This window comes from Flavobacterium sp. (genome assembly GCF_004211145.1).
In the GTDB taxonomy this organism is placed as follows: domain Bacteria; phylum Bacteroidota; class Bacteroidia; order Flavobacteriales; family Flavobacteriaceae; genus Flavobacterium.
Genome location: NZ_SEBS01000041.1, coordinates 19721 through 30005, shown reverse-complemented (window position 1 = coordinate 30005; position 10285 = coordinate 19721). Strand labels below are relative to the sequence as shown.

Annotated in this window: 14 protein-coding genes and 1 pseudogene; 11 read left to right on the top strand and 4 right to left on the bottom strand. The window is 45.6% G+C overall.

Going from position 1 to position 10285, the window contains the following annotated elements; all coding sequences use genetic code 11:
- The 8 genes and pseudogenes from EOO50_RS15155 to EOO50_RS15120 form a co-directional block, all read left to right on the top strand.
- Positions 1–516: pseudogene (locus tag EOO50_RS15155) on the top strand (hypothetical protein); the annotation flags it as partial.
- Positions 513–815, top strand: a complete 303-nt coding sequence (gene trxA / locus EOO50_RS15150; RefSeq protein ID WP_290841129.1) for a thioredoxin — start codon at positions 513–515, stop codon at positions 813–815. The pseudogene EOO50_RS15155 and the gene trxA, both read left to right, overlap by 4 nt.
- 329 nt (positions 816–1144) lie before the next feature.
- Positions 1145–1426 (top strand): hypothetical protein, encoded by a 282-nt coding sequence (locus EOO50_RS15145; RefSeq protein WP_290841128.1) that lies wholly within the window; start codon positions 1145–1147, stop codon positions 1424–1426.
- A gap of 54 nt (positions 1427–1480) precedes the next feature.
- Positions 1481–2770: an MFS transporter gene (locus EOO50_RS15140; protein WP_290841127.1), complete on the top strand. Its 1290-nt coding sequence runs from the start codon at positions 1481–1483 to the stop codon at positions 2768–2770.
- Between the two features lie 302 nt (positions 2771–3072).
- A complete protein-coding gene (locus tag EOO50_RS15135; protein WP_290841126.1) occupies positions 3073–3585 on the top strand; it encodes an AraC family transcriptional regulator in 513 nt (170 codons plus the stop codon).
- 39 nt (positions 3586–3624) lie between these two features.
- A complete protein-coding gene (locus EOO50_RS15130; protein WP_290841125.1) occupies positions 3625–4086 on the top strand; it encodes a response regulator in 462 nt (153 codons plus the stop codon).
- A 225-nt stretch (positions 4087–4311) separates the two neighbouring features.
- The gene (locus EOO50_RS15125; protein WP_290841124.1) at positions 4312–4860 is read left to right on the top strand and encodes an AraC family transcriptional regulator; all 549 of its coding nucleotides are present in this window, start codon (positions 4312–4314) and stop codon (positions 4858–4860) included.
- The gene (locus EOO50_RS15120; protein WP_290841123.1) at positions 4850–5320 is read left to right on the top strand and encodes a response regulator; all 471 of its coding nucleotides are present in this window, start codon (positions 4850–4852) and stop codon (positions 5318–5320) included. Before EOO50_RS15125 ends, EOO50_RS15120 begins: the two co-directional genes overlap by 11 nt.
- 282 nt (positions 5321–5602) lie before the next feature.
- Here EOO50_RS15120 and EOO50_RS15115 read toward each other — a convergent pair whose 3' ends face one another.
- Positions 5603–6010, bottom strand: a complete 408-nt coding sequence (locus EOO50_RS15115; protein WP_290841122.1) for a hypothetical protein — start codon at positions 6008–6010, stop codon at positions 5603–5605.
- A 27-nt stretch (positions 6011–6037) separates the two neighbouring features.
- Positions 6038–6655, bottom strand: a complete 618-nt coding sequence (locus EOO50_RS15110; RefSeq protein ID WP_290841121.1) for a ferritin-like domain-containing protein — start codon at positions 6653–6655, stop codon at positions 6038–6040.
- 363 nt (positions 6656–7018) lie between these two features.
- Here EOO50_RS15110 and EOO50_RS15105 point away from each other — a divergent pair, with 363 nt between their 5' ends.
- The 3 genes from EOO50_RS15105 to EOO50_RS15095 all read left to right on the top strand — a co-directional run bounded on the left by EOO50_RS15105 (position 7019) and on the right by EOO50_RS15095 (position 9179).
- On the top strand, positions 7019–8224 hold the full coding sequence (locus EOO50_RS15105; RefSeq protein WP_290841120.1) for a PAS domain-containing sensor histidine kinase: 1206 nt from the start codon (positions 7019–7021) through the stop codon (positions 8222–8224).
- Positions 8225–8310: 86 nt separating this feature from the next.
- Complete coding sequence (locus EOO50_RS15100) at positions 8311–8628, top strand: SemiSWEET family transporter (protein WP_290841119.1); 318 nt, start codon at positions 8311–8313, stop codon at positions 8626–8628.
- 218 nt (positions 8629–8846) lie between these two features.
- Positions 8847–9179, top strand: a complete 333-nt coding sequence (locus tag EOO50_RS15095) for a hypothetical protein (RefSeq protein ID WP_290841118.1) — start codon at positions 8847–8849, stop codon at positions 9177–9179.
- A 110-nt stretch (positions 9180–9289) separates the two neighbouring features.
- Here EOO50_RS15095 and EOO50_RS15090 read toward each other — a convergent pair whose 3' ends face one another.
- Both EOO50_RS15090 and EOO50_RS15085 read right to left on the bottom strand, forming a co-directional pair.
- Complete coding sequence (locus EOO50_RS15090; protein WP_290841117.1) at positions 9290–9505, bottom strand: hypothetical protein; 216 nt, start codon at positions 9503–9505, stop codon at positions 9290–9292.
- A 28-nt stretch (positions 9506–9533) separates the two neighbouring features.
- Positions 9534–10094 carry a low affinity iron permease family protein gene (locus tag EOO50_RS15085; RefSeq protein WP_290841116.1) on the bottom strand — a complete coding sequence of 187 codons (561 nt, stop codon included), beginning with the start codon at positions 10092–10094 and terminating at the stop codon, positions 9534–9536.
- Positions 10095–10285 lie beyond the last annotated feature (191 nt).

The following is a 10285-nucleotide window of genomic DNA, read 5'->3' as shown; positions in this document are numbered from 1 at the left end:
CATTGGTGGGCAATTGATCGGTTGGCCGAAAGTTCCGTTAACGCGAGCAAAATCATTCTCGTCGCGGCCCAATCGGGTTACTGGAAATTCTGGAATGGTTTGTCGCGCTTGAAAATGTGGGCGAATTGGCATTTAGCTTTCCCGATGTTGTCGCGCGTTTTTGGGTACATGCCGACGTCGAAAGTCAGCGGCATGAGCGATCTGCCCAAACGGATGGCGTTGCAATGGAGCGGTTGGTGCAGGAAACCGAACTATCTGTTCGACGACGTGAAACCAGAATTGTTCTTCGGCAAAATTTCGTGCGACGTGACGTCGTTCAGCGTCGGCGATGACAAATTCGCACCAAAAGCGGCCGTCGACTGGCTCGCGCAAAGATTTACGAATGCGAAAATGAAACGCGTTCACTTAACATCGGATGATATTAACAAACACATCGGACACTTCAGTTTTTTCCAAAAGAAATATTCAGATTCGCTTTGGCCGATGCTTCTAAACGAATTTAAAACAACAACATAATGGCATCATTTCAAGAACTCATAAACGTGGATAAACCCGTACTCGTCGATTTTTTCGCCGAATGGTGCGGGCCGTGCAAATCCTTGGCGCCTATTCTCAAAGACGTGAAAGCCGAGCTTGGCGACAACATTTCCATCATCAAGATCGACGTTGATAAAAACCAGTCGCTTGCGTCCCAATATCAGGTACAAGGCGTCCCGACGATGATCTTGTTCAAACAGGGAAAACAATTGTGGCGGCAATCGGGCGCATTGCCGAAACAGGAGATTTTGCGTGTGTTGCAGTTGAATAGTGCCTGATGACAGGAGTGCCTGAGTGCCTTAGTGCCTTAGTGCCTGAGTGCCTGAGAAGTAACTCGGGATGACAATCTTTTCCAATTTATGAGTCAATTCGGAGCGACTTAACTTTTCTTAACTTCTTAATTGTTAAAAAAAGGATGAAATTTTGGCGCCGGTAAAAGCAAACCATTAAGAGCATTAAGGCATTAAGAATAATAAGACTAAAAACTTAATGCTCTTAATGTTTTAAATGGTAAAAAAATTACCTGTAAACTCACAACGCTAAAAGTAAATCCTATAACGCAAACCGTCACGTTTTCCCGAACTTAGTCGTCTAAATCCCAGAAATCATGGAACCTAAAAAACCAGATACCACGGCACCCGGAATAGATTACCAACAATCAGAAGTAAACGATTACATTGTAAACGACGCACAGCGCATTCACGCCCCTGAAATGCACGACGCCGTCGAAAAAGACCGGGCGTTCTACGAAAGCCCAAACAACCCGGGCAAGAAATTCAATCAGAACGATCAAGCGTATTCCCAAAGCTCGCCAAATGATTTTTCAAAGACACATTCGAAATTTCATCACGCCGACGACAATATTCAAGACCTAAACCCCGACAAATAGCCGGGGCTTTTTTTACCTTTGCGTTCGGTATTTGCCGCAACCAAATCTTAGTATATGCCTTTGGAAAATTCGAGTAGGAGTTCGCGTTTTTTTGATAAAAATCCATCTCTTGTCATCCGTGAATTCCGCAACTTCCTGTGTCTGCGATTCGGCGTGATCTTCGCGCTCAACATGCAATCCACGATCATTTATTACTGGGTATATCACATCACGAACGACAAATTATCGCTCGGTTTTGTCGGTCTTGCCGAAGTGATTCCCGCAGTCTGTTTCTCTTTGTTTTCAGGCCATATCGTCGACTTGCACGAGAAACGGAAAATGCTCCTGTTGTGTTTGCTGGGATATATCGCACTCGGGCTCGGACTCGCGTCGTTAACGTTGCCATTCGCTTCGGGACTTACGATCGACAGTAAATTGCATTGCATTTATTTCCTTGTCTTCCTTGGCGGAATTATACGCGCATTCTACGGCCCGACGGGATTCTCGATGTCGGGACTCGTCGTGCCTCGCGAATTATATACAAATGCGACGAGTTGGAGCAGCATGGCGTGGCAACTCGGTGCGGTTTTCGGGCCTTTGGTCGCAGGATTCCTGATCGCCTGGAGCGGAATCAGTGCGGGAATGTTCGCGGTTTTGGCGATCGAAGTCGTGCTGTTGTTGCCGTTGTTCGCCATCTCAATCAAACCGATCCTCAAAAAAGAAAAAGAGCCCGTACTGCGCAGTTTGACCGAGGGCGTGCGTTTCGTTTGGAATACGCCGGTTTTGCTGGGCGCTCAATGCTTGGATATGTTCTCGGTATTGTTCGGCGGAGCGGTGGCGTTGCTTCCCGTTTTCCAAAAGGAAATTTTGATGGTCGACGAAACCGGATTCGGTATTTTGCGCGCGGCTCCGGGAATGGGCGCGTTGTGCACGATGGCAATTCTCGCGTTTCTTCCGCTCAAGACGAACCCGGGCAAAAAGTTATTCATTTGCGTAACCGGATTTGCACTTTCCATCATTACCTTTGGCCTGTCCACGAGCTTCATACTTTCCTTTTTAATGTTGCTTTTCTCGGGAATGTTCGACGCCGTAAGCGTTGTGATCAGGGGGACGATTTTGCAGTTGGTCACGCCCGACAATATGCGTGGACGCGTGTCGGCCGTCAACACGATTTTTATCAGTTCGTCTAACGAGCTCGGGGATTTTGAGAGTGGCGTGATGGCGCATTGGCTCGGAGCCGTAAGAGCAGTGGTGACGGGAGGTTGCATTACTTTAGGCGTTATCGGATTTACTTTCTTCACCGCGCCTCAACTTCGGAATTTCAGCTTTTCGACTAAACAAAAAACAAAGGATAATATAAGTTGATATTGTAATTGTGCAAAGGTATATGGGAATTATGTAAACGGGTGATTGCCATATTTCCCAATTTTGTCCCGTCTCAATTTAACTTTGTATACCAAACAAGTTGCGATTTGCACGGGCTTTGAGGGACTATCGTCATCAAGAATGTGAGAAAGTCTCGCTGTAATACATAGAGAAATGGAATAATACACGGAAGCATGTTATTCCATTTTTTTATGAAATATAACTTCTTTTTAACTTTTTAAAACGGATTGGAGCTTTAGAGGATGAGGTTCAATATAATACGTCACGACAGTATCGCTGTCATGGCTATTCTAAAGGAAAATTTACAAAACCTCGGTTTCAGTTTTAGGGTGCTGGAATCGGGCGAGATTGAAATACCTGACGAGATCTCGGAAGAAGAACTTTCGAGACTCGCCGACGTATTGCGCAAATACAGCATTTACATTCTCGACGACGAGAAAAGCCAGCTTGTACAGCGCATACGTAATATTTTGATTGAATTGGTGAACGATAACAAACCGCAGCTCATGACGTTTTCGTATCATTTGTCTGAACGAATGGGATTGAGTTACGGGTATTTATCATCGTTGTTTGCCAGCCAAACGCATTATTCAATTGAAAAATACATAATCTTGTTGCGAATAGAACGCGCAAAGGCCATGATCATCGAAGGCCGGCTGACGCTGAAGCAGATAGGGGCGACGCTCAATTACAGCAGCGTCCAGCATTTTTCAAGACAGTTCAAGAAGACGACGGGACTCACGATCTCGTCTTTCAAACGGATTATCGAGCTCAAGAAAACGGCGAACTCGTAAGCCAATAAAAAAAACAACAAAACAACAACAAGCAAATAAATGATGGTAGAAAAGTATGAAAGGGATGTAATGAATGTGATGCTGGCCGATGATGACGCCGACGATCGCATGTTTTTCGAGGAAGCGTTACTCGCGACCAATATGAAGAACGTGCTCACGACGTTCAAGGACGGCATGGAATTGATGGATTATTTTGGCCAACCCGAGAGTGATCTGCCGCATATTCTTTTTCTCGATTTGAACATGCCCGGAAAGTCGGGAATCCAATGTCTCGAGGAACTGCGTGCGATACCGAGATTGCGCGAGATGACAATCGCAATCTATTCGACGTCGAAAGCCGACCGCGACATCGAAGACACATTGAGCAAAGGCGCGAACATCTACATCCAGAAGCCGAGTAACTTCGACAAACTGAAAAGCGTGATCAACCACGTATTGAAAACCAACTGGCAATTCCATTTGTCGGGCCTGAATAAGGAAACGTTCTTTTTGAATATCTAAGTTTCCGGTTGCGTTTAAGATGTAACGCGAAATGGAAAAGGTATAAGTTGTGTAAGAAATACGTGTCGTAATTTGCTATGACCTTAATAGCATTGACACGAAGAGTTGTCATTTTTGTATTCGTAACTACTATGAGTCTGAAAGTGAGAAAATAAATATAAAGAGTGGACCGCATTGTTGTGGCTCCACTTTTTTTATGCGAATAACACAACAAACCAAAACAAAATGAAATTCAGCATTTCATGCCATTCTTTATTACCTCCGATCACGATTGTCAAGGACAACCTGGAACGGCTCGACATCGGCTATCGCGAACTTAGTGACGGACAGATTGAAATCCTCGGGCAGATTCCCGACGACAATCGCAGCAGTCTCGAAGTTTCGCTGAGCCGTTACGGGATCGAGATCATTGACGATGAAAAACGCATACTCGTCCAACGCATCAAGAATATTCTTCTGGATCAGGTATACGGCGACAAACCGACATTGCAGACCTTGTCGAATTTCCTCATAGAAAAACTCGGCTTCAGTTACGGTTACATATCGGGGATTTTTGTGTCCGAAACGTTCTCGTCGATCGAAAAATACGTGATCATGCTCAAGACCGAACGCGCCAAACGCATGATCATCGAAGACGAACTGACACTAAAAGACATAAGCGAACGCCTCGGCTACAGCAGCGTCGGACACTTTTCAAAACAATTCAAGAAAACCACCGGAATAACCATTTCAGCATTCAGGAAAATCATAACCCGACGAAAAAATGCCAATTAAACAAACCGACGACAAACCACAAACCATGCATATCCTGCTCGCCGACGACGACGCCGACGACCGTTCCCTGTTTCGCGAAGCACTCGAAGGATTGAAAAATGTAAAAGCCGAACTCGATCTCGTCAACGACGGAATCGAACTGATGGACTACCTCAATAACGCCAAGGAAGAATTACCGCATATCCTATTCCTGGATTTGAACATGCCGCGAAAATCGGGCATGGAATGTTTACACGAGATACGGGGAAATTCGAAATTCCGCGATGTTTCGGTAGCGATCTACTCGACATCAAATTCCGAGAAAGACATTGAAGACACGCTCAGCGGAGGTGCGAACATCTACATCCACAAACCCGATAACTTCGAAAAACTCAAGAAGACCATTTTACACGTACTTCGGATCAATTGGCAGTTTCATTTATCGGGGATGAGTAAGGAGACGTTTTTTCTTAGTATTTGATTTTTGATTTTGGTTGATTTGTTTATTCGTTGATTTATTCCGTTGCGCTCCATCAGTTCGGCTACGCCTCGGGTGTTTATTCGAGTTTCCGTATACAACTGCGTTTATCGTTTGCATACCACAGTTCGCAATGGGAACGCAATGATTCAAATCAACATATCAACAAATCAACAAATCAACGAATCAACGAATCAACGAATCAACGAATCAACGAATCAACGAATCAACAAAAAAAAAGCGGAACCAAAGTCCCGCTCTCACTAACCAACAAAATAACCAAAATTATCTCTCGCGGTCGTCTTCGCTGTGCCAGCGTTGGTTGCTGCGATCGCGATTTTCAGTATCGATGTTTTTTGAACCCATGTCACGGGCTTCTTCTTCGCTAAGGTCGTCCATGCGTTGTCCTTCGCGGTCGTTTTCAAAAGTGGCGTCGGTGTCGCGCGCGTTCATCGTCCGGCTGCTGTCTGAATTGAAACCATTGTTGTTTTCATAACGCGATTCGTCACGGTTGCGGTCTTGCGACTCACGGTTTTGGGCGTTTCGCATGTCGTCGGTTTCGTTTCCGTTGTCGTAGTTCGACAAACGTTGGCTGTCGTCGCCTTGCCATTGGTTCTCGGAACCTTGTCGGCCCGACTGTTGGCTGTCCCGATCGTTGCGATCGGAATTGCCGTTGTTTTGTTGTGTTGACATAGTTGTGCGTATTAAATTATAGTTGCATTATAGTTCAGTGTCGGCTTCCATCGCGTCAAAGTTGATCGTGTTGTAGGCTTTTTGGGTGAGCGTTTCGTCTGCTTCTTTTTCCTCGGCAAGCGTCGCTAGCAAGTGATCGAGCGCTTCGTCTTCACCAAGGGTTTTGGCCCAGGCCGCAAGCGTTCCGTACGTTGCGATTTCATAATGTTCTACTTTTTGGCAAGCCGCGATGATTCCCGCGTCGCGAACGGCTCCGGGTTCCGATTCTTCAAGAATGCCGCTCGCTTCCTTGATCAATCCGTCCATCGCGTCACATTTTTTGGCGACGGCTTTTTCATTAAGTAGTCCGAATACTTTTTCGAGGCGTACGATTTGTTCTTCCGTCACGGCCAAATGCTCGTCGATCGCGTTCGTGAGTTCTTGGGAAGTTGCATTTTTCGCCATTTTGGGTAGGGCTTTTGTAAGAGCTTTCTCAGCCCAATAGATGTCTTTGAGCCCGTCGACGAACAATTCGCGGAGTTCTTCAGCGGCCGATCTTTTGGCTTTCACCATGCGTTTTGTCGTAGTCGAAGTCGCCGATTTGGTCGTCGCGCTTCGTTTCGCCGTAGTCGTCGCGGCCGGTTTTGATTTTGCGGTAGTTGCCATTGTGTGTGTGTTTAAAGGATTAAAAATCAGATGTCATTTATACAAAGTTCATCCAACATCAATCGATTTCGCTTACAAAATTTTGCCTATCGCATATACAATTCGCGACGTCTATAAATTCTCATTCCATATTAGATTCGGTAAAACAAAAAGCGACGCGCGATTTTAATACGACTAAAAAAGGTTTATATTTGCTTACCGCTTTACAGTTGGAAAAATACATACACTACCACTACTTACCTTTAGGTGTATGTTTCTCAACTGACAACCGCTATTTTTTTTCCAAGTCATTCTGATCGTAAACCGCAGGTTATTGTCGGTCTTGTATTCCTTTTTTCCCTTGCGGCCTAACCAATAATTGTCATGGCCCCAAATAAAAATTTCGACGCCGAAAAACCCGACGGTCAAATTCAGAATCACCCTGATTTTGCACGCGCAATAGCCGAAGCATCGCCCGATATACTTTTCGTAATGAACCTCAATACGAAAGACATCATATATACGAACCGCGCCATCGAAAACATACTGGGTTACAGCAAGGAGAAGATCGAGGCGATGGACAAACCTTTCTTCGACGTCATGCATCCCGACGATGTCGCTATGTTTGCCGAACATCTTGAAAACATGAAAAGTGCCGCCGACGGAGAGATCATAGTCGTCGAATACCGCATGTTCGACACAAATGGTTCCATACATTGGTTTACCGACAGGAATGCGATCTTCAAGCGCGATGAAAACGGAATTCCGATACTTAAAATCGGGATTTCGCACGACAGCACGGCCGAGAAATTCGCCGAGGACAAAATCCACACGCTCAACAAATCGTTGATCGACAAGAATCGCGAACTCGAGTCGGCGAACTCCGAACTCAAGACATTCAGCAATATAGCTGCAAACGACTATCAGGAAACGCTTCGTACTTTATATACGAACCTCGAATACGTAATTTCGACCGAAGCGCGAACGCTGACTGACGGTAGCAAAGGCAATCTCAGGAAAGCTCAAACCGCCATCCAAAAAATGAAACTGCTCACCGACGATATCGTGGCGTTTTCGCGTATCACCGAGTTGGAAAGCGATACCTCTCAAGTGAATCTCAACGAAATCTTACTTTCGGTACTTCGCGATTTGGGTGAAAAGCTAAGCCGCGAAAACGTCACGGTCGAAAGCCAGCAACTTCCGGTCATCAAAGGATTTCCAATGCTGTTGTCGTTGCTGTTTTATCACTTGTTGGACAACTCGTCAAAGTTCAGGCACAGCGACAAGAAGCTCGTGATCGGGATTACGCATCAAGTGATTCCGGGAAGCGAAATGGGCATCTTGACCGACGACGGCGATTATCATCAGATCACATTTTCTGACAACGGCATCGGTTTCGACCCGAAGGAAGCCGACAGGATTTTCACGATTTTCCATCGTCTGCACGAGAAAAACAAATTTAGGGGTTCGGGAATCGGGCTCGCGGTCTGCAAGAAAATCATGGACTTGCACGGCGGATACATTTCGGCCGTTGGCATTCCCGACGACGGAGCGGTGTTCAGCTGCTATTTCCCGGTCGACGCGAATTGACAATATTTCCAGTTAAAATTATAGGCGGTGTTTTGGCATCGCTTTTTTTATATGCTCCGATGACGTAACTTTAGAAAAAGCAGACGATGGATTATATAAAAATTCTCGGGTTGTTTGCGGCGCTTTTCATCACGGTGGCGAATTTCCCACAAACGTATAAGATGATCAAGACGCGTTCGACCGACGACATCTCGACCGTGACGTATGTGTTGCTTATAATCGGAAATGGCGCCTGGCTCGCATACGGAATCATTCAGGAAGATTTACCGCTGATGGTCGGGAACAGTATTTCAACGCTGATGTGCGGGCTGATCTTGTTCTTAAAATTCACTTCAGAAAAAGTCCATAAAAAACTCCACGATAATATCGTTCCCGATTCCGAACCTGAAGATGACGCACACTGATGCTTACATTTTAACGAATGAAACGCGTACAATTCAATTCGATTTTCGCATCTGTCGGTATTATATTTGCACTACAATCGGTTTAAAATGTGTGTTTTAGGCAATGTTTTAACATAAACTCTTTATGCGAGGTTAAAACAAACCCAACAAATTCCAAAAATTTAGGAACCCGGCTTTTCGTCGAAGTAACTTTGAAATTTATTTAAAAGCAACACGACATGAAACGATTACTTCTTACACTGAGCGCTTTACTGTTTTTCGCAGTCGCCTCAGCACAGACCGACACGAGCCGAACAGGCAAAAAGAAAATGAGCAAGACCGAGACGAAAAAGTCCAATCCGGGCTCGACCAAGAAAATCGATGCTACCCGGGACACGACCAATGTCGATCGCGCAAGGAAAAGACAGCAGACCCAAACTCCGACCACGCAACCCAATAACAGCACCGATCCGGCTCGTAGAGCGCCGTCGAATGCTCCGGGAACGCCGACGCAACCTGTAACGCCGGGACAAGCGACACCGCCGACCCCGACATCGCCGACAACGCCATAAGAATGGTTTTGTTTTTAGTTCGGCCCGAAAGTTTATAACGTTCGGGCCTTTTTATTTGGCGCAAAAAAAATCCCCGAATCGATCGGGGACTTGTGTTTGTGATAATGCGATTAAGGCATTTCGGTCTTTTCAGGTTTCACGGCGCTCGTATCGTCGTTCATGGGCGCGACGTCGATTTGCGATGTATCGGGTTCGGTCGTCATTACCGAATCTTCAGTTACGGTGGCCTCGGTTGTTTTGGTCGACTCCTTGTCTTTACACGATGTGAACGTGCAGGAAGCGATGGCGAGGATGGTCGCGAAGCTCAATCGGATTACATTTTTCATGGTTGTGTATTTTGAATTTCTATTTTTTTCAGAGTTGTTTTTCGTGGGCCCCGGACATTTTCTTTGCCGAAGGTTCCGTCTCGACGACCTTTTCCTTCTTAGTTTTTTCAATTACCTCATCGCGCTGTTCACGCATCTCGTCCTTGAAAATATGTTGGTCGTCAGCTTCGTCTATGGAATGCGAACGCAATAAACTCTCTTCGTTTTTGGACAATCGGCTTAAGCGCGCATAGTATTTTTGGATGATCTTCATTTCCTCTTCGGTCAATTCCTCGATGTCGACCAAACGGTTGCTCGCGAATTCGTGTGAGGCGACGAGTTCGTTTAGCTTCAGCTGGATTGCGAGTGAATCCTTGTTCTGTGCCTTTTGGATCAGGAAAACCATAAGAAACGTCACGATCGTCGTGGTCGTGTTGATGAACAATTGCCATCCTGCCGAGAAATTGAAGAACGGGCCCAGCATCGCCCATAAGATTACGAGAAGAAACGCACAAGCAAAGGCTGCCGTACTGCCTGCCGCTTTTGAAACGCGCATCGCGAACCGTTCGAACGAGTTCGCATTTTTCGGATTCGGGAGCTGCTGTTTCATATGCTGATGTTTTTTACAAAATAACGCTTCGGGCGCGAAATTCCTTTTACATCATCAGTAGTAAGAATTGTAAGTTTAAACATGCGTTAAAACGGATTTTATACCAGCAACGCACAAAATTTTGTAACGATGTCCAACGAAATCTGCTGAACTTTGTAAAACAACTTTAACAACACACGTTATGAAAAATT

What these genes read in the sequence shown, in the direction of transcription:
- EOO50_RS15145 (WP_290841128.1), top strand. Translation starts at nt 1,145, where the DNA reads ATGGAACCTAAAAAACCAGATACCACGGCACCCGGAATAGATTACCAA.
- EOO50_RS15140 (WP_290841127.1), top strand. Translation starts at nt 1,481, where the DNA reads ATGCCTTTGGAAAATTCGAGTAGGAGTTCGCGTTTTTTTGATAAAAAT.
- EOO50_RS15135 (WP_290841126.1), top strand. Translation starts at nt 3,073, where the DNA reads ATGGCTATTCTAAAGGAAAATTTACAAAACCTCGGTTTCAGTTTTAGG.
- EOO50_RS15130 (WP_290841125.1), top strand. Translation starts at nt 3,625, where the DNA reads ATGATGGTAGAAAAGTATGAAAGGGATGTAATGAATGTGATGCTGGCC.
- EOO50_RS15125 (WP_290841124.1), top strand. Translation starts at nt 4,312, where the DNA reads ATGAAATTCAGCATTTCATGCCATTCTTTATTACCTCCGATCACGATT.
- EOO50_RS15120 (WP_290841123.1), top strand. Translation starts at nt 4,850, where the DNA reads ATGCCAATTAAACAAACCGACGACAAACCACAAACCATGCATATCCTG.
- EOO50_RS15115 (WP_290841122.1), bottom strand. Translation starts at nt 6,010, where the DNA reads ATGTCAACACAACAAAACAACGGCAATTCCGATCGCAACGATCGGGAC.
- EOO50_RS15110 (WP_290841121.1), bottom strand. Translation starts at nt 6,655, where the DNA reads ATGGCAACTACCGCAAAATCAAAACCGGCCGCGACGACTACGGCGAAA.
- EOO50_RS15105 (WP_290841120.1), top strand. Translation starts at nt 7,019, where the DNA reads ATGGCCCCAAATAAAAATTTCGACGCCGAAAAACCCGACGGTCAAATT.
- EOO50_RS15100 (WP_290841119.1), top strand. Translation starts at nt 8,311, where the DNA reads ATGGATTATATAAAAATTCTCGGGTTGTTTGCGGCGCTTTTCATCACG.
- EOO50_RS15095 (WP_290841118.1), top strand. Translation starts at nt 8,847, where the DNA reads ATGAAACGATTACTTCTTACACTGAGCGCTTTACTGTTTTTCGCAGTC.
- EOO50_RS15090 (WP_290841117.1), bottom strand. Translation starts at nt 9,505, where the DNA reads ATGAAAAATGTAATCCGATTGAGCTTCGCGACCATCCTCGCCATCGCT.
- EOO50_RS15085 (WP_290841116.1), bottom strand. Translation starts at nt 10,094, where the DNA reads ATGAAACAGCAGCTCCCGAATCCGAAAAATGCGAACTCGTTCGAACGG.